18 protein-coding genes are annotated in these 17,831 nt (G+C 68.7%); 8 read left to right on the top strand and 10 right to left on the bottom strand.

The window, feature by feature from the left end; translation table 11 throughout:
• Positions 1-89: 89 nt before the first annotated feature.
• Together alr and HLH34_RS10400 are read left to right on the top strand one after the other, a co-directional pair.
• Positions 90-1,274, top strand: coding sequence for an alanine racemase (gene alr, locus HLH34_RS10405; RefSeq protein WP_183119503.1), 1,185 nt, complete (start codon positions 90-92; stop codon positions 1,272-1,274).
• Positions 1,271-2,527, top strand: coding sequence for a D-amino acid dehydrogenase (locus HLH34_RS10400; protein ID WP_183119502.1), 1,257 nt, complete (start codon positions 1,271-1,273; stop codon positions 2,525-2,527). The genes alr and HLH34_RS10400 overlap by 4 nt, the downstream gene beginning before the upstream one ends.
• A 94-nt stretch (positions 2,528-2,621) precedes the next feature.
• On the opposite strand, the gene HLH34_RS10395 is transcribed toward HLH34_RS10400, so the two are convergent.
• Both HLH34_RS10395 and typA read right to left on the bottom strand, forming a co-directional pair.
• A complete protein-coding gene (locus tag HLH34_RS10395; protein WP_183119501.1) occupies positions 2,622-2,867 on the bottom strand; it encodes a hypothetical protein in 246 nt (81 codons plus the stop codon).
• 240 nt (positions 2,868-3,107) lie between these two features.
• A complete protein-coding gene (typA, locus tag HLH34_RS10390; protein ID WP_183119500.1) occupies positions 3,108-4,928 on the bottom strand; it encodes a translational GTPase TypA in 1,821 nt (606 codons plus the stop codon).
• 236 nt (positions 4,929-5,164) lie between these two features.
• Here typA and HLH34_RS19640 point away from each other — a divergent pair, with 236 nt between their 5' ends.
• The 4 genes from HLH34_RS19640 to HLH34_RS10375 are packed head-to-tail and all read left to right on the top strand — an operon-like array spanning position 5,165 to position 7,798.
• On the top strand, positions 5,165-5,707 hold the full coding sequence (locus HLH34_RS19640; protein WP_220792125.1) for an ATP-binding cassette domain-containing protein: 543 nt from the start codon (positions 5,165-5,167) through the stop codon (positions 5,705-5,707).
• Positions 5,590-6,180 (top strand): ATP-binding cassette domain-containing protein, encoded by a 591-nt coding sequence (locus HLH34_RS19635; RefSeq protein WP_304608205.1) that lies wholly within the window; start codon positions 5,590-5,592, stop codon positions 6,178-6,180. Before HLH34_RS19640 ends, HLH34_RS19635 begins: the two co-directional genes overlap by 118 nt.
• A gap of 11 nt (positions 6,181-6,191) precedes the next feature.
• Positions 6,192-7,004, top strand: coding sequence for an ABC transporter permease (locus HLH34_RS10380; protein WP_220792124.1), 813 nt, complete (start codon positions 6,192-6,194; stop codon positions 7,002-7,004).
• Positions 7,001-7,798 (top strand): ABC transporter permease, encoded by a 798-nt coding sequence (locus HLH34_RS10375; RefSeq protein WP_183119498.1) that lies wholly within the window; start codon positions 7,001-7,003, stop codon positions 7,796-7,798. Before HLH34_RS10380 ends, HLH34_RS10375 begins: the two co-directional genes overlap by 4 nt.
• 169 nt (positions 7,799-7,967) lie before the next feature.
• Here the strand turns inward: HLH34_RS10375 and HLH34_RS10370 are convergent, their stop codons facing one another.
• Complete coding sequence (locus tag HLH34_RS10370) at positions 7,968-8,984, bottom strand: adenosine kinase (RefSeq protein ID WP_183119497.1); 1,017 nt, start codon at positions 8,982-8,984, stop codon at positions 7,968-7,970.
• 265 nt (positions 8,985-9,249) lie between these two features.
• Between HLH34_RS10370 and HLH34_RS10365 the strand changes: the two genes are divergently transcribed.
• The gene (locus HLH34_RS10365; protein ID WP_240161375.1) at positions 9,250-9,918 is read left to right on the top strand and encodes a bactofilin family protein; all 669 of its coding nucleotides are present in this window, start codon (positions 9,250-9,252) and stop codon (positions 9,916-9,918) included.
• Between the two features lie 114 nt (positions 9,919-10,032).
• Here the strand turns inward: HLH34_RS10365 and HLH34_RS10360 are convergent, their stop codons facing one another.
• Both HLH34_RS10360 and rnd read right to left on the bottom strand, forming a co-directional pair.
• Positions 10,033-10,704 carry a GcrA family cell cycle regulator gene (locus tag HLH34_RS10360; RefSeq protein ID WP_408871322.1) on the bottom strand — a complete coding sequence of 224 codons (672 nt, stop codon included), beginning with the start codon at positions 10,702-10,704 and terminating at the stop codon, positions 10,033-10,035.
• A gap of 134 nt (positions 10,705-10,838) precedes the next feature.
• Positions 10,839-12,020, bottom strand: coding sequence for a ribonuclease D (gene rnd / locus HLH34_RS10355; RefSeq protein WP_183119495.1), 1,182 nt, complete (start codon positions 12,018-12,020; stop codon positions 10,839-10,841).
• A gap of 143 nt (positions 12,021-12,163) precedes the next feature.
• Between rnd and queF the strand changes: the two genes are divergently transcribed.
• Positions 12,164-12,643, top strand: coding sequence for a preQ(1) synthase (queF, locus tag HLH34_RS10350; protein WP_183119494.1), 480 nt, complete (start codon positions 12,164-12,166; stop codon positions 12,641-12,643).
• A gap of 191 nt (positions 12,644-12,834) precedes the next feature.
• Here queF and atpC read toward each other — a convergent pair whose 3' ends face one another.
• From atpC to atpH, 5 genes are read right to left on the bottom strand one after another with little or no spacing between them, the layout of a single operon-like run.
• Positions 12,835-13,248, bottom strand: a complete 414-nt coding sequence (gene atpC, locus HLH34_RS10345; RefSeq protein ID WP_183119493.1) for an ATP synthase F1 subunit epsilon — start codon at positions 13,246-13,248, stop codon at positions 12,835-12,837.
• 31 nt (positions 13,249-13,279) lie between these two features.
• Positions 13,280-14,761 carry a F0F1 ATP synthase subunit beta gene (gene atpD / locus HLH34_RS10340; protein WP_182944238.1) on the bottom strand — a complete coding sequence of 494 codons (1,482 nt, stop codon included), beginning with the start codon at positions 14,759-14,761 and terminating at the stop codon, positions 13,280-13,282.
• Positions 14,762-14,791: 30 nt separating this feature from the next.
• Positions 14,792-15,676, bottom strand: a complete 885-nt coding sequence (locus tag HLH34_RS10335) for a F0F1 ATP synthase subunit gamma (RefSeq protein WP_183119492.1) — start codon at positions 15,674-15,676, stop codon at positions 14,792-14,794.
• Between the two features lie 16 nt (positions 15,677-15,692).
• Entirely contained in the window at positions 15,693-17,231 is a 1,539-nt protein-coding gene (gene atpA, locus HLH34_RS10330) for a F0F1 ATP synthase subunit alpha (protein ID WP_183119491.1), read from the bottom strand.
• Entirely contained in the window at positions 17,231-17,827 is a 597-nt protein-coding gene (gene atpH, locus HLH34_RS10325) for an ATP synthase F1 subunit delta (RefSeq protein ID WP_183119490.1), read from the bottom strand. Before atpH ends, atpA begins: the two co-directional genes overlap by 1 nt.
• Positions 17,828-17,831: the final 4 nt, after the last annotated feature.

The following is a 17,831-nucleotide window of genomic DNA, read 5'->3' as shown; positions in this document are numbered from 1 at the left end:
ACTCGTTCTGCATCCGGATCGTCCCTACGGGGTGGCATCCCCTCGCGCTCCTGTTATAGCATGACGCTCTCTCCCTTTCGGAGGCCGCGATGCATCCCAGTGCGCGACAGTACCGCCCCGATCCGCCCGCCGCGTGGGCCGGTGGCCTGCTGACCGTCGACCTGGGCGCCGTCGCCGCCAATTACCGCCTGCTGCGCGACCGGGTCGGGCCCGGCACGACCTGCGCCGCGGCGGTCAAGGCCAATGCCTACGGGCTGGGCGCGGAGCGGATCGTCCCGGTTCTGGCCGCCGCCGGCTGCCGCGTCTTCTTCGTCGCGCACCTGGCCGAAGGGGCGGCCATCCGCCCGCTGCTGGGGGCCGACTGCACTCTCTTCGTCCTGAACGGCGCCATGCCGGGGACCGAGGCCGACCTGCACGGGCTGGGCCTGGTGCCGGTCCTGAACAGCGTGGAACAGGTCGCGCGGTGGCAGGATCTGGCGCGCCGGCTGGAAACCCCGCTGCCCGCCGCCCTGCAGGTCGACAGCGGCATGTCGCGCTTCGGCCTGTCGGGCGGCGATGTGGACATGCTGATGGCACGGCCCGCCCCCCTGGCCGGCATCACCCCCCTGCTGGTCATGAGCCACCTGGCCTGCGCCGACGACCCGGCGCACCCCGCCAACCAGGCCCAGCGCACGGCCTTCCTGCGGCTGCGCCGGCGCCTGCCCCACGCCCCGGCCAGCCTGGCCGCGTCGTCGGGCCTGTTCCTGGGGCCCGACTGGCAGTTCGACATGGTGCGCCCCGGCGCGGCGCTGTACGGCATCAACCCGACCCCGGACCACCCGAACCCCATGCGCCCGGTGGTGCGCCTGCAGGCCCGCGTCGTGCAGACACGATGGATCGGCCCCGGCACGGCGGTGGGCTATGGGGCGGCTTTCATCGCCCACCGCCCCAGCCACATCGCAACCCTGGCCGTAGGCTACGGCGACGGGTTCCCCCGCGCGCTGGGCGGACGCGGCATCGCCATCCTGCCTAGCCGCCCGGCGGTGAAGCTGCCGGTCATCGGGCGGATTTCCATGGATTGCCTGGCGGTGGACGTGACCGACCTGGGCGAAGCCCCGCTGGAAGCCGGGACCGCACTGGACCTGATCGGCCCGCACAACCCGCTGGACCCGGCCGCCGCCGCCGCCGGGACCATCGGCTACGAACTGCTGACCGGCCTGGGCGCGCGCTACCACCGCGTCCACGTCGGCGACGATGCGGTCATCGACGACATGCAGAAAGGATCAAGCGCGTGAAGGTCATCGTTCTGGGGGCGGGCGTCATCGGCGTGACCTCGGCCTGGTATCTGGCGAAACTGGGTCACGAGGTCGAGGTGATCGACCGCCAGCCGGCAGCGGCGATGGAGACCTCGTTCGCCAATGCCGGACAGGTCTCGCCGGGCTATTCCACGCCCTGGGCGATGCCCGGCCTACCCCGCAAGGCGCTGGGCTGGATGCTGAAGAAGCACAGCCCCCTGGTCATCCGCCCGCGCGTCGATTTCGCGATGTTCCGCTGGATGACCCAGCTTCTGCTGAACTGCAACGAACATGCCTACGACATCAACAAAGCCCGGATGCTGCGGATCGCGGAATACAGCCGCGACTGCCTGACCGCGCTGCGCGACGAAACCGGGATCACCTACGATGACCGCCAGCGCGGGCTGATCCAGCTGTTCCGCACCGACGAACAGGTTGCCCACGCCCAGGACGACATGCGCCTGCTGTCCGAAAGCGGCGTGCCGCACGAATTGCTGGATGTCGAACGCATCATCGCGCGCGAGCCCGGCCTGGCGCAGGCGCGGCATCTGCTGAAGGGCGGGTTGTTCCTGCCCGGCGACGAATCGGGCGATGCCCACATGTTCACCCAGCGTCTGGCGCAGAAGGCCGAGGAACTGGGCGTCACCTTCCGCTACGAAACGGGCATCGAGGCCCTGGATGCCGGCGCAACCGAGATCCTGGGCGTGCGGACCACGGCCGGCCGCATCACCGGCGACGCCTACGTGCTGGCGCTGGGCAGCTATTCGCCGCTGCTGCTGCGGCCGCTGGGCATCCGCATGCCGGTCTATCCGGTCAAGGGCTATTCCCTGACCGTGCCGCTGACCGATGAAGGCCGCGCCCCGGTCTCGACGGTGAATGACGAGACCTACAAGGTGGCGATGACGCGGCTGGGCGACCGGATCCGCATCGGCGGCACCGCCGAACTGACCGGCTACGACCTGCGGCTCAGCCCCGACCGGCGCCAGACGCTGGAACTTTCCTTCTCGGAACTGTTCGGCGGCGGCGACCTGTCGCGCGCCACCTACTGGACCGGCCTGCGGCCGAACACGCCGGACGGCACGCCCATCGTCGGGCCGTCCGGCCGTTTCGGCAACCTGTGGCTCAATACGGGGCACGGGACGCTGGGCTGGACCATGGCCTGCGGCTCGGGCCGGCTGCTGGCCGACCTGATCGCGGGCAGGCGACCCAACATCCCGCATCTGGACCTGTCGATCGACCGCTACGCGTCGTAGGCACAAAAAAGGGCGGAGCCGGGTTACCCCGTCTCCGCCCTTTTTTTCGTACCGGCCGGGACCGAAATCCCGGCCGGCCGTCGTCGGCGACCGATCAGTTGGCGGCCGGCGGCGTGGTGGTCTTCTTGTGGTGCTTGTGATGCTTCTTCGCCTTCGGCGCCTCGGTGGGGGCGGCCGGAGCGGTCGGAGCTGCGGGGGCAGTGGCCTCGGGCGCGGCCGGAGCCGCGGGGGCAGCCGGAGCCGCCGGAGCAGGAGCATCCTGCGCGATCGCCGGAACGGCTGCGCCCATCAGGGCAACAGTCGAAAGGGCGGCCAGGAACCGACGAGTCGAAACAATCATAGAATCTCTCCAGAAATCAGGACGTCATCCCAATGCCTATATACCGATGCCCGGAGACGCTTCCCGATTCGAGGAAGCACGATGCCGCACACGGTCTGGCATGCTTTTGCTAGCATGCCGGACCATGTGCGTCTCGCATTAAAATCTGTAAATCTGAAGCCAGCCTAACTTCTAGTGCCTTAATTGCAACGTAATCGCAATTTCTGAAACATTACGAATGATGTCTGGCTGGCCGTCCGATCAGTTGGAAACGCCCTTGCCGCGCTTCTTGCGCTCATGCGGGTCGAGGTAGCGCTTGCGGATGCGTACCGCCGACGGCGTAACCTCCACCAGCTCGTCGTCCTCGATATAGGCGATCGCCTGCTCCAGGCTCATCTTGCGCGGCGGCGTCAGCAGCAGCGCCTCGTCCTTGCCGGCGGCGCGGATGTTGGTCAGCTTCTTCTCGCGGACGGCGTTCACGTCCAGGTCGTTCTCGCGCGAATGCTCGCCGATGATCATGCCGACATAGACCTTCTCGCCGGCATCGACGAACAGCGTCCCGCGGTCCTGCAGCGAGTACAGCGAATACTGCGTCGTCGCCCCGTCTTCCGACGAGATCAGCGACCCGTTGCGGCGGCCCTCGATCGGCCCGGCCCAGGGCTGATAGCCCGCGAACAGGCGGTTCATGATGCCCGTGCCGCGCGTATCGGTCAGGAATTCGCCGTGATAGCCGATCAGGCCGCGCGACGGGATCAGGAAGGTCAGGCGCACCTTGCCGCCGCCCGACGGCTGCATGTCCTGCATCAGGCCCTTGCGCATGGCCATCTTCTCGACCACGACGCCCGAATAGGGCTCGTCCACGTCGATCAGGGCCTCCTCGAACGGCTCCTCGCGCTCACCGGTCTCCTCGTTGGTGCGGAACAGCACGCGCGGGCGGCCGATCGTCAGCTCGAAGCCCTCGCGGCGCATCTGCTCGATCAGGACGCCCAGCTGCAGTTCGCCACGGCCCGCAACCTCGAACGCCTCGCTCTCGGGGCTGTCGGTCACGCGGATGGCGATGTTGCCCTCGGTTTCCTTGAACAGGCGGTCGCGGATCTGGCGCGACGTCACCTTCTTGCCCTCGCGGCCGCCCAGCGGGCCGTCGTTCAGGCGGAAGGTCATCGACAGGGTCGGCGGATCGACGGGGGTCGAGGCCAGCGGCTCGGTCACCTCGGGCGAGGCGATGGTCTCGGGGATCGTGGCTTCGGACAGGCCCGCGACGGCGATGATGTCCCCGGCCTCGGCCTCGTCCACCGGCACCCGGTCCAGGCCGCGGAAGGACAGCAGCTTGGTCAGGCGCCCGGTCTCGACCACCGACCCGTCGGGGCGCAGCACGCGCACCGGCATGTTCACCTTCGCGCGGCCCTGCTCCACCCGGCCGGTCAGCACGCGGCCCAGGAAGTTGTCGTTTTCCAGGATGGTCGCGACCATGGCGAACGGCGCGTCCTTGTCCACCTTCGGCGCGGGCACATGCCGCACGATCAGGTCGAACATCGGCGACAGGTCCTTGCGCGCGCCTTCCAGCTCCTCATCCGCCCAGCCCTGGCGGCCCGAGGCGTAGAGCATCGGGAAATCAAGCTGCTCGTCATTCGCGCCCAGGGCGGCGAACAGGTCGAAGATCTCGTTGTGCACCTCGTCGGGGCGGGCGTCGCCGCGGTCGATCTTGTTCACGACCACGATCGGCTTCAGGCCGCGCGCCAGGGCCTTGCCGACCACGAACTTGGTCTGCGGCAGGGCGCCCTCGGCGGCGTCGACCAGCACGACCGCGCCGTCGACCATGCTCAGGATCCGTTCGACCTCGCCGCCGAAATCGGCGTGGCCCGGCGTATCGATGATGTTGATGCGGGTGTCCTTCCAGACGACCGACGTGCATTTGGCCAGGATCGTGATGCCGCGCTCACGCTCCAGGTCGTTGCTGTCCATCGCGCGCTCGGCCACGTGCTGGTTCTCGCGGAACGAGCCCGACTGCTTCAGAAGCTGGTCCACCAGCGTGGTTTTGCCATGGTCGACGTGAGCGATGATGGCGATATTGCGGATATCCATAACGTGTGTGACCTGACTTCCTTCGCGGGGCACCCGACGGGCGCGCCGGCCGGCCCGGGCGCCCTTGCGTCACGGACAGGACCGACAGATGATTCCGTATTCCCGGGGTTGATAGAGGGGACGCACGCGGATTGCACGCGAAACTTCATGCCCCCACCGCCCGGCGGGGGCGCGCCCGGCGCGCAGCGGCCCGCGCGAAACCCCCTTGCCCGCCCCGCCATCCCGTGAAGGAGCCCATGTCCACACCCCCTGCCCGCATCGTCGTCGAGGACCTGCATAAGACCTACCGTATCGCCACCCGGGCCGGGTCCGCCCCCCGCCGCTGGCCGTTCGCGCGCCGCGCCTGGCGCAGCATCGAGGCCCTGGCCGGGGTTGGTTTCGTCATCGAACCCGGCACGATCACCGGCCTGATCGGCCCCAACGGGGCGGGGAAATCGACGGCGATCAAGATCCTGTCGGGCATCCTGCGGCCCAGCGCCGGCCATGTCACGGTGGGCGGGCTGGTGCCCTGGGCCGACCGGATCCTCCATGTGGGGCGAATCGGCGTAGTTTTCGGCCAGCGGTCGCAATTGTGGTGGGATTTGCCGGTGGCGGCCGGGTTCGCCCTGCTGCGCGACATCTACCGCGTGCCCCCGACCGGTTCCGCGCCCGCCGCGACCGGCTGGTCGACAGGCTGGGCCTGCACGACATCCTGGACCAGCCGGTACGCCAGCTGTCGCCGGGCCAGCGGATGCGCGCCGAACTGGCGACGGCGCTGCTGCATGCGCCGCCCCTGCTGATCCTGGACGAACCGACCATCGGGCTGGACGCGCCGTCCAAGCTGGCGGTGCGCGCCTTCGTCCGGGAACTGAACCGGACCGAGGGCACGACCGTCCTGCTGACGACCCACGACATGCACGATGTCGAGGCTCTGGCCGAGCGGGTCATCGTCATCGGCCACGGGCGGGTGCTGGCCGACAGCCCGTTCGAGACGCTGCGCGCCACCACCCTGTCGGGACGCCGGCTGACGGCGGAATTCGACGGCCCGGTGCCGCCGTTCCCGCTGCCCGAGGGGGCGACGCGCCTGTCGGAAGGTGGGCAGAACCTGGAAATCGGCTTCGATCCGGCGCGGATCGCGGCCGCCGACCTGATCCGCGTCCTGACGGCCGGGGCCGGGACGCATGGCGTGGTCCTGTCCGACGTCAGCATCACCCGCCCGTCGATCGAGGACGTCATCAGCCGGTTCTATGAACGCCACGGGGCCGTCGGATGAGGCCTGGGGACATGACGGCCTACCTGTCCGCGTTCCGCGCGCGCTGGCAGGTCACCTTGCAGTACCGCGCGGCGGCGCTGGCCGGAATCGTGACCCAGATCTGGTGGGGCGCGATCAATATAATGGTCTACGCGGCGTTCTACGACGGCGCGCACCCCGCCCCGCTGAACCTGAACCAGACGATATCCTATGTCTGGATCATGCAGGGCACCCTGGCGCTGATGCCCTGGGGATGCGACCCCGACATCGCCGACGCGGTGCGCAGCGGCGCGATGGCGCACGACCTGCTGCGCCCCGTCGACCCGTGGTGGTGGTGGTTCTGCCGGGCTGCGGCCCGCATCCTGGGGCGGCTGGTGCCCCGGGCGCTGCTGATGGCGGGGTTCGCCGGCATCGTCCTGCCGCTGGCGGGGCTGGACGACTGGGCGCTGCATCCGCCGCCGGCCCCCGCCGACGCCGCCCTGTTCGCCGCCTCGATCGTCCTGGGCCTCGTGCTGTCGGCCTGCATCACGGTGCTGCTGAACGTCGCGACCGTGCGCACGCTGTCGCCGCTGGGCGCCAATGCCGTCATCACGCCGCTGTCGCTGATCCTGTCGGGCAACATGCTGCCGCTGGCGCTGTTTCCCGCCGCCGCCCAGCATGTGCTGCTGCTGCAACCCTTCGCCGGGTTGGGCGACCTGCCCTGCCGGTTCTGGCTGGGCACGCTGCAGGGTCCCTGGGCGGCGGCGGCCCTGGCGCAGCAGATCGCCTGGATCGTCGCGCTGACCTGGGGCGGACGGCTGGCGCTGCGCCGGACGCTGTGGCGGCTGGAGGTCCAGGGGGGATGACCGGCCTGTCGCTGTGGCTGCGCTACGCCCGCGCGTCGCTGGCCGGCCAGGTTCGCTATCCGGGGGCCTTCCTGCTGCAACTGGCGGGGCATTTCGCCACCACCCTCATGGCGTTCGCCGGCATCTGGATCCTGTTCCACCGGTTCGGCACCCTGCATGGCTGGACGGTCGGACAGGTCGCGCTGTTCTACGGGCTGGTGAATATCGAATTCGCCGTCGCCGAAATGGTCGGGCGCGGGTTCGAGATCTTCGGCGACGCCTTCCTGCGCACGGGCGAATTCGACCGCATCCTGCTGCGCCCGCGTTGGACGGTGCTGCAGATCCTGGGGCACGAGGTCCGCCTGCGCCCCCTGGCGCGGCTGGCGCAGGGGGACGCGGTCCTGGCGCTGGGCCTGGCGGCGACGCCGGTACGGCCGGCCCTGTTTACCGTGCCGATGCTGGCATGGACCGTGGGCGGAGGCGTCGCCTTCTTCCTGGGCGTGCTGATCGGCCAGGCCGCCCTGTCGTTCCGCACGCTCGAAAGCCTGGAAATCGCGAATGTGCTGACCTATGGCGGGGTCGAGGCCGGACAATATCCGTTCGACCTCTATGCCGGATGGTTCCGGGTGCTGATGACATGGATCGTCCCGCTGGGCGCCGTCACCTATTATCCTGTCCTGGCCATTCTCGACCGCCCCGGCACGCCGCCGCCCGCGTTGGCCCCCCTGGCCCCCGGCCTGGGGTTCGTCTTCCTGGGGGCGATGCTGCTGTACTGGCACCGCGCGGTACGGCGCCATGCTTCCAGCGGAAGCTGATCCCGGGACGGATCAGCCTACGGAAAACATGTTGGAGCCCGAGTGGAAATATGGGCTGGCGAGCGAGAGCGGAACGCAGTGAAGCGCCCGGCGTGTGTCTTCGAGCACCGAAGCGGAGCGCAGAAAACGCGCGTCGGATCGCCGCCAGCGCGCATTTCCGCTCAGGCTCTTAAAGTTCCATGTCCTGGCGCAGGTTGACCAGCGGCCGCGCGCCATAATGGGAAATGATCTCGGACGCCGCGACGCTGCCCAGCCGGCCGCATTCGGCCAGCGAACGGCCCGAGGTCCATCCGGCCAGGAAGCCGGCGGCATAGGCGTCGCCCGCGCCCGTCGTATCCACCACCTGGGTCGCCACCGGCGCGACGTCGATCCGTTCGCCGCCGCGGATGACGACGCTGCCCTTGCCCGACCGCGTCAGGACCGCGAAGTGCGTGTCGGCGGCGGCATGTTCCATCGCCTCATCGAAATCCTCGGTCTGGTACAGCGAGCAGACTTCCTCCTCATTGGCGAACAGGATGTCGATATGCCCATGCACCAGGTCGCGGAAGGCGGCGCGGTGGCGCGCCACGCAGAACGGGTCGGACAGCGAGAGCGCGACCTGCCGTCCGGCTTCGTGCGCCAGCGACGCCGCCCGGCGAAAGGCGTCCTGCGCGTGCGGCGGGTCGAACAGATAGCCTTCCAGGTAGGTCACGCGGGCGCTGGCCACCAGGTCGGCCAGCACGTCCTCCGGCCCGAACGAGACGCAGGCCCCCAGGTAGGTGTTCATCGTCCGCTGCCCGTCCGGCGTCACCAGCACCAGGCAGCGCGCGGTCGGCTGGCCGTCGGCGGCATGCCCGGTCAGGAAGCTGGAGGGAAAGAAGATGCCCGACGCCTGCAGATCCGCGGCAAAAGCCCGGCCCGGCGCGTCATCCGCGACCTTGCCCAGATACGCCACCCGCGCGCCCATGTTGGCCGCCACCACGCAGGTGTTCGCGGCCGATCCGCCGCCCATTTCCTTTTCGCGGTGGATCAGGTTGTACAGCGTCTCGGCCCGCGCCGCGTCGATCAGGGCCATGCTGCCGGGGACCATGTCGTGATCCAGCAGGAATGACGGATCGACCGGGGCCAGGACGTCGATGATCGCGTTCCCGATCCCCAGCAGGTCGAAACGGCATTCCGACCCCGCGCCACCGTCCATCGCGTTCATGTTCGTTCCCCCTGTCGGCGGCCCGAATCTTTCCGGTCGCCGCGCCATCAAATAACCAATATCGTCAATCACAAGCCCCTTCGCTAACACCGGGGCGGAACGGTCGCAATGGCGGACATTTCATGTCCGTAAACTTGGCGCTTCGCCCTTGTTCCACCCCGACTCGTGCGTGTAATTGTACCGCTCAGCGGTTTTTGAAACCTAATGTCCCAGCCCGTCCGGGCCCCGCCCGGCAGCATCACAGAATTCATTCAGCGGGGTACCCTTGTTCAAACGACGCAAGCCCGAAGACGAGAAACCGGTCCGCCCGGCCAATCCGCAGACGAGTTTCCCGCCGCCGCCGTCGGGGACTCCGTCCCCGCGTCCCGCCGCCGCATTCCCCTCTTCCGTTCCGTCCAAGGAGACCGCCCCCATGGCCCGCGCCCCGTTCCCGCCCGCCCCGTCCCCCGCAGCCCCCGGCGCCCCCGGCACCCCCGGCGCGCAGCCCCCGGCCCGTCCGGGCGCGTCCCCGACCGGCCGCAAGGACAGCGTGGAGCGCCGGACACTGGTGGTCGGGCGCGGCATCAGCGTGCAGGGCACCATCCAGGACGCCGAGCGCCTGGTCGTCGAGGGCACGGTCGAATCCTCGATGATCCACGCGACGGAGCTTCAGGTCGCCCAGGGCGGCATGTTCCGGGGTGAGATCGAAGTCGAGGACGCGGACCTGGCCGGCACCATCGACGGCACGCTGACCGTGCGGGGCAGCCTGACCATCCGCGCCACCGGACGCCTGATCGGCAAGGCCAAGTGCCGCCGCCTGCAGGTCGAGGACGGCGGCCAGGTCACCGGCCAGCTGGAGATGATCACCGGCGCCACCCCGCTGCCCAGCGGCGTGGACACCGCCCCCGCCCCGGTGACCGCCTCACCCGAACCGGCCGAGCCGGCAACTCCCTGACCCGATTTCGCCCGCCGGTCCGCCGGCGGGCGACGCCGCGCCTCAAAAAAAAGCCGTTGCGGAATCCGCAACGGCTTTTTTCATTCCGCGCCCCGACCGGGGCGGAAGACATCTTCAGGCGACGTTGTCGCGCCGGTCGCGCAGCTTCACGTAAGCAAGCTGGGCGTGCTCCACGCAATAGGGCTTGCCCGGCACCGGCGTCGCGCCACAGAAATGGAAGCCCGGCGTTCCCGGATCGCCCAGCGGCCAGCAGCATGTCAGGCCGCTGCGGCGCGGGGCCGGCGGCGCGACGGCGCGCAGGGGCACGCGGACCTCGGCGCGGGCAGCGGGTACGGCTTCCTTGTCCGCCGCGGAGGCAGCCGGGGCTTCGGCCCGCGGCGCGGCGACGGGAGGAGCGACGACCGGAGGGGCCGGCGGAACCGGGGCGGCCGCCACGGGACGGACCTCGGCCACCGGCTGCGGCGGCTGGGTCGCCACGGACGGCACGGACGGCACGTCGGTCGCCGCAACGGGCGCTACCGGCGTCGAAACAGACGCGGCCGTCACCTCCTGCGCCGGGGTGGGGACGGAAGCAGCCGGTGTCGCAGGCGCCTTGACTGTCGGACGGGCCGATGCCGCCGGCCTGCGGATCGGGGATGGACGCGCCTGCAGGCCCAGGCGATGCGCCTTGCCCACCACCGCGTTCTTCGTCACTTCCAGTTGCCGACCGATTTCAGCCGTCGACAGTCCCTGCTGCCAGAGCTCGCGGAGACGCGTGATCGTCTCCTCGGTCCATTCCATTGCCATGCCGCCTCTCCTGACGAAGAATAAGCGGAAATTAGGCTTATCTTGTGGTCGACTCAACTATTCGACCACAAAATCTTGTGGACAAGGCTGGGCATAACCTGTTCACAACCCCGGTAAAACCGGTGTGCGGATCGTCAGGGGCGAATGCGTTTCACACGGCTGCCATCGACGCCCAGCAACATCTGCCCGGCCTTCAGCGCCAGCGCGTCCTCGCCGAAGACCTCCCGGCGCCAGCCGGTCATCAGCGGCAGGTCGGGTTCGGCCTCCAGCGCCAGGCGGTCCAGATCCTCGGACGAGGCCACCAGGCGGGGGGCCACGTCATGCTGTTCGCAGCACGCAGCCAGCAGCACCTTCAGCAACGCCACCAGCGCGGGCGACGGCCGGGGGCCGTCCTTGCCCCGGGCCTGGCGCGGCAGGGCCGCGTCGGGCAGCGCCCGGGCGGCGGCCACGGCCTCCAGCAGGCCGGCGCCGCTGCGGCCCTCGGCGAAGCCGCGCGACACGCCGCGGATGCGCGCCAGGGCGTCGGCGTCGGCGGGCGCCGTCGCGGCGATTTCCAGCAGGCTTTCGTCCTTCAGCAGGCGCTGGCGCGGCACGTTCACCCGCTGGGCTTCGCGCTCGCGCCACGCGGTGATCGCGCGCAGGGTACCCAGCATGCGCCGGTTCGACGTCCGGGGCCGCATCCTTTCCCACAGGGTCTCGGGGTCCGGGCGGAACGTCGCGGGGTCGGACAGCACCGCCAGTTCGGCGGACACCCACCCCATCCGGCCTTCCCGCTCCAGACGGTCCAGCAGCAGTTCGTAGACGGTGCGCAGGTAGGTGACGTCGGCGGCGGCGTAGTTGATCTGGGCGGCGGACAGCGGCCGCGCCGACCAGTCCGAAAACCGGTGCGCCTTGTCGATATGCGCGCCCACCAGCGAGGCGACCAGATTGTCGTACCCCACCTGGTCGCCGAAGCCGGCGACCATCGCCGCCACCTGCGTATCGAACAGCGCCGCGGGCAGACGGCCGAAGATATGCAGGAAGATCTCCAGATCCTGCCGGGCGGCATGGAAGACCTTGACCACCTGCGCGTCGTCCAGCAGCACGCCCAGCGACGTCAGGTCGAGGTCCGGGGCGCAGGTATCGACCACCACCACCTCGTCCCGGCCGGCCAGCTGCACCAGGCACAGTTCGGGCCAGTACGTCCGTTCGCGCACGAATTCCGTGTCGATGGTGACGAAGGGCTCCTGCCGCAGCCTGTCGACGACGGCCGTCAGTTCATCGGTGGTGGTAATGAGGACAGGATCGGGGAAACCCGCTGAGGATGCGCGTGCCATGTCGTCCTGTTATCATGGCCCGATACCGGCGCGAAGGCTCTGGCGGGCGAAAAACTGCCGCTTGACGGCGGGAACGCCGCTCTGACATCACCCGGTCCGGACATGGCGGCCCTGCCGCCCCTCGGCAACAAAGGACACGCGACGTGAGCGCACCCCCCCGCCCGGATGACGGCAGCCAGACGCTGACCCAGCTTGGACAGGCCACGACCCAGCCCGCCAGCCCCGAAGAGGCGACGCTGGAGCGCGTTCCCGCCCCCTATCCCGACCGCCGCTATCTGGTCCGCTTTACCGCGCCGGAATTCACCTCGCTCTGCCCCGTGACCGGCCAGCCCGATTTCGCGCATCTGGTCATCGACTACGTCCCCGACCAGTGGATCGTCGAAAGCAAGTCGCTGAAGCTGTTCCTGACCAGCTTCCGCAACCACGGCGCGTTCCACGAATCGTGTTCGGTCCAGATCGCGACCACGCTGGTCGACCTGCTGTCGCCGGTGTGGCTGCGCATCGGCGCCTACTGGTATCCGCGCGGCGGCATGCCCATCGACGTGTTCTGGCAGAGCGGCGAGCCGCCCCAGGGGGTGTGGATTCCGCCCCAGGATGTGCCCGGCTATCGCGGACGGGGATGAGGGTAAGGCAAGGGCTTTGCCCTTGCCCCACCAAAGGGCCTAGCCCTTTGGAAACCCAGGACTTTATAAACGAATGGGATGCAAGGGCCGAGGCCCTTGCCGGGTTCCGGCAGAGCCCGACCTTACTTCTACATACGAAAACAGCACCCCGAGGGGTGCTGTTCCAGTCGTCCGGATCGCCGTCGGCCCGCTCAGGCGGCCGGGCCGCCGGCGGCCTCGATCTCGGCGCGGGCGGATTGCATCTTTTCCATCAGCAGGTCCAGCGCCGGCACGTTCATCTTGTCGGCGGCCTCGTACGAGGCCTCCAGCGCCGTCAGGCGGGTCTGGGCCGCATCGACCGACAGGTCGGACAGCGCCGTCGCCTGGTCGGCCAGGATGGTGCAGCGCGTCGCCGTCATGTCGGCGAAACCGCCGGCCACGAAGAAGCGGTCGGTCACCGACCCGTCCTGATACAGTTCCACCACGCCGCCACGCAGCAGCAGCATCATCGGCGCGTGGTCGGGCATGGCGGCGATATCGCCCTCCAGGCCCGGCATTACCGCCATATCGACAGCACGCGAGAACAGGACTTTCTCGGGGCTGACGATCTCGACCTCAATCGGCATGGGCTGTCTTCCTTGCGCCGGATCCGACCGTTCAGGCCGATTCCTTCATCTTCTCGGCCTTCGCCACCGCTTCCTCGATCGAACCGACCATGTAGAACGCGCCTTCCGGCAGATGGTCGTACTCGCCGGCAACGATCGCCTTGAACGAACGCACCGTGTCTTCCAGCGACACCAGCTTGCCCGGCGCGCCGGTGAAGACTTCGGCGACATGGAAGGGCTGCGACAGGAAGCGCTGGATGCGGCGGGCGCGGGCCACCACCTGCTTGTCGTCCTCGGACAGTTCGTCCATGCCCAGGATCGCGATGATGTCCTGCAGCGACTTGTAGGTCTGCAGGATGCGCTGCACGTCGCGGGCGACCTGATAATGCTCCTCGCCGACGATCTTGGGGTCGAGCGAGCGCGAGGTCGAATCCAGCGGGTCGACGGCCGGGTAGATGCCCATCTCGGCGATGGAGCGGTTCAGCACCGTCGTGGCGTCCAGATGCGCGAAGGTCGCGGCGGGCGCCGGGTCGGTCAGATCGTCGGCCGGCACGTAGACGGCCTGGACCGAGGTGATCGAGCCCTTCTTGGTCGAGGTGATGCGCTCCTGCAGCGCGCCCATCTCGGTCGCCAGCGTCGGCTGGTAGCCCACGGCCGAGGGAATGCGGCCCAGCAGCGCCGACACTTCGGCGCCGGCCTGCGTGAAGCGGAAGATGTTGTCGACGAAGAACAGGACGTCCTGGCCTTCCTCGTCACGGAAATACTCGGCCAGCGACAGGCCGGACAGGGCGATGCGCGCGCGGGCTCCCGGCGGCTCGTTCATCTGGCCGTAGACCAGGGCCACCTTCGACCCCTCGGTGGTGTCCTCGCCCAGCTTGATGACGCCCGCGTCCTGCATTTCGTAATACAGGTCGTTGCCTTCGCGCGTGCGCTCGCCGACGCCGGCGAACACCGACACGCCGCCATGGGCCTTGGCGATGTTGTTGATCAGTTCCTGGATGATGACGGTCTTGCCGACGCCGGCACCGCCGAACAGGCCGATCTTGCCGCCCTTCAGGTACGGGCACAGCAGGTCGACGACCTTGATGCCGGTGACCAGGATCTCGGTCGCGGCGGCCTGCTCGTCGAACGCCGGGGCCTTGCGATGGATCGGGTAGCGCTTGTCGGACTTGACCGGACCACGATCGTCGATCGGCTCGCCGATGACGTTCAGGATACGGCCCAGCGTGCCGGGGCCGACGGGCACGGAAATCTGCGCGCCGGTGTCGACCACCTCGGTCCCGCGGACCAGGCCGTCGGTCGAATCCATGGCGATGCAGCGCACTTCATGCTCGCCGATCTCCTGCGCCACTTCCAGCACCAGGGTCTGGCCGTTGAACGTGACATGCAGCGCGTCGAGGATGTGCGGCAGCGTGCCCTCGAACTGCACGTCGACGACGGCGCCCTTCACCTGGGTCACGCGCCCGACGACGTTGCTCTTCTGCGGCTGGCCCTGCGCGGCGGCAGGAGCCTCGTTTTGTGTGGTTTCCGACATAGTCAGCTCCTGCGGCGAGGAGACCCGATCTCAGACAGCCTGGGCGCCCGAGATGATCTCGATCAGTTCGTTGGTGATGTTGGTCTGACGGGTACGGTTGTACGTCAGTGTCAGGCGGTCGATGGCCTTGCCGGCGTTGCGCGTGGCGCTGTCCATCGCGGTCATGCGTGCGCCCTGCTCGCCGGCCGCGCTCTCCAGCATGGTCGCATAGAGCTGGACCTGGAGGTTGCGCGGCAGCAGGCGGGACAGCAGTTCTTCCTCGCCGGGCTCGAATTCGTAGACCGGGGCGTCCGGCGCGGCGGCGACGTCGTCGTTCTCCGGCATCGCCAGCGGGATCAGCTGCAACTCGGTCGGCGTCTGGGACATGACGTTGTTGAAGCGGTTGTAGATCACCGTGCAGACGTCGAATTCGCCCTTTTCCAGCCGGCTGGTGATCGCCTCGCCCAGTTCGGCCGCGGCCGAGAACGGGATTTCCTTGCCGCCCGAACCATGGATGTGATCGACGATCAGGTCCGCGAATTCGCGCGTGAGGTAATCATGCCCCTTCCGCCCGACCGGCAGAAGGCGAACGGTCTTGCCCTCGGCCTGCAGACGTCGGATCAGGTTCCGCGTCACGCGGTTGATATTGGCGTTGAAGGCGCCCGCAAGGCCCCGGTCGCTGGTCATCGGGACCAGCAGGTGGACCTTGTCGTTCCCCGTTCCCGTCAGCAGCACCGGCTGGCCGGACTGGCCCTTCGTGCTGCGTCCGAGTTCGGACAGCATCCGGCGCATCGCCGTGGCGTAGGGGCGCGCGGCCTCGGCGCGGGTCTGGGCCCGACGCAGCTTGGCCGCTGCCACCATCTTCATGGCGCTGGTGATCTTCTTCGTCGATTTGACGCTTCCGATCCGCGCGCGGAGTTCCTTGAGGGAAGCCATGGGTGCCTGTTGTCCCTCAGCCCGCGAACTGACGGCCGAACGACGTCAGGAATTCGGTCAGACGGGCTTCGTTTTCCTTGGTGATCTGCCGCTCGGTGCGGATCGAGGCCAGGATCTCCTTGCCGGCGGTGCGCATCTCGGCCAGCAACTGACGCTCGTAGGCGATGACCTTGTCCACCGGCACGGCGTCGACGAAACCGCGGGTGCCCGCGAACAGAACGACCACCTGCTCCTCGACCACCAGGGGCGAGGTCTCGGGCTGCTTCAGCAGCTCGACCAGGCGCGCGCCGCGGGCCAGCTGCTTCTGCGTCGCCGGATCGAGGTCCGAGGCGAACTGCGAGAACGCGGCCATTTCGCGATACTGCGCCAGCTCCAGCTTGATCTTGCCGGCCACCTGCTTCATCGCCTTGATCTGCGCGGCGGAGCCGACGCGCGAGACCGAGCCGCCGACGTTCACCGCCGGACGGATGCCGCGGTAGAACAGGTCGGTCTCCAGGAACACCTGACCGTCGGTGATCGAAATCACGTTGGTCGGGATGTAGGCGGACACGTCGCCGGCCTGCGTCTCGATGACCGGCAGGGCGGTCAGCGAGCCGGCGCCATAGGCGTCCGACATCTTGGCCGCGCGTTCCAGCAGACGGGAATGCAGGAAGAACACGTCGCCCGGATAGGCCTCGCGGCCCGGCGGACGGCGCAGCAGCAGCGACATCTGGCGATAGGCCACGGCCTGCTTGGACAGATCGTCATAGACGATCAGCGCGTGCATGCCGTTGTCGCGGAAATACTCGCCCATCGCGCAGGCGGCGTAGGGGGCCAGGTACTGCAGCGGGGCGGGTTCCGAGGCGGTGGCGGCGACGACGATGGAATATTCCATCGCGCCGGCTTCCTCCAGCGTGCGGACCAGCTGCGCGACCGTCGAGCGCTTCTGCCCGATGGCGACATAGATGCAGTACAGCGACTTCTTGTCGTCGCCCAGCGCGTTGACCGACTTCTGCGCGACGATGGTGTCGATCAGGATGGCGGTCTTGCCGGTCTGGCGGTCGCCGATGATCAGTTCGCGCTGGCCGCGCCCGATCGGCACCAGGGCGTCGATGGCCTTGATGCCGGTCTGCATCGGCTCGCTGACCGACTGGCGCGGCATGATGCCCGGCGCCTTGACGTCGGCGCGCTTCATGGTGACGTCGCCGACCAGCGGCCCCTTGCCGTCGATCGGGTTGCCCAGACCGTCGACCACGCGGCCCAGCAGGGCCTTGCCGGTGGGCACCTCGACGACCGCGCCGGTGCGCGACACCGGGTCGCCTTCGCGCATGTCGGCGTCATCGCCGAAGATGACGACGCCGACGTTGTCGTTTTCAAGGTTCAGCGCCATGCCGCGCTGGCCGGTCGCCGGGAATTCGACCATCTCGCCGGACTGCACGTTCTGCAGCCCGTAGACCCGGGCGATGCCGTCGCCGACCGACAGGATCGTTCCCGTCTCGGCGATATCGACAGGCGTGTCGAACGTGGCGATCTGCTGCTTGAGGATATCCGAAATCTCTGCGGGGCGGATTTCCATCACGCGGCTCCCTTCATGGCGTGGTGCAGGCGGGTCAGGCGGGATCTGAGACTGGTATCGTACAGCCGCGCGCCGACGCGCACGACCAGACCGCCCAGCAGCGCCGCATCGACACGCTCCTGAATGTTGACCCTGGAATAGCCGGCCTCGGCGAGGCGGCTCTGAAGCTGGATGCGCTGCAAGTCCGTCAGGGGCTGGGCCGAAACGACCTCGGCCACCTCTTCCCCGCGCTTGGCGGCGGCGATCGCCGACAGCGCGTCAAGGATGTCGGCCAGACGGGACAGGCGGCGGTTGCGGGCGATGACGCCCACGAAATTGCGAATGGTCTCGCCGAAGCCCTGGGCTTCCAGCACCGTCAGCACCGCACGCGTGCCATCCCGGATGTCCAGGGTGCGGTCGGTCAGGACGGCCCGGAAGTCGGCGCTGCGGTCGATCAGTCGGCGCAGGGCAATGGCCTGCGGCAGAACCTCGTCCAGCAGCCACCGGTCGGCGGCCAGTTCATAGAGTGCCGTTGCGTAACGACCCGGCAGGCCATTGGCAACGGAGGCGATCGGTATTGTTGTCGTTCCACCCGAAACCACGGTCGGTTTTTCCATCCCA

The sequence above is a fragment of the Gluconacetobacter azotocaptans genome (assembly GCF_014174355.1).
Lineage (GTDB): Bacteria > Pseudomonadota > Alphaproteobacteria > Acetobacterales > Acetobacteraceae > Gluconacetobacter > Gluconacetobacter azotocaptans.
The sequence above is the reverse complement of the archived record's forward strand: the minus strand, read 5'-3'. Positions and strand labels throughout refer to the sequence as shown.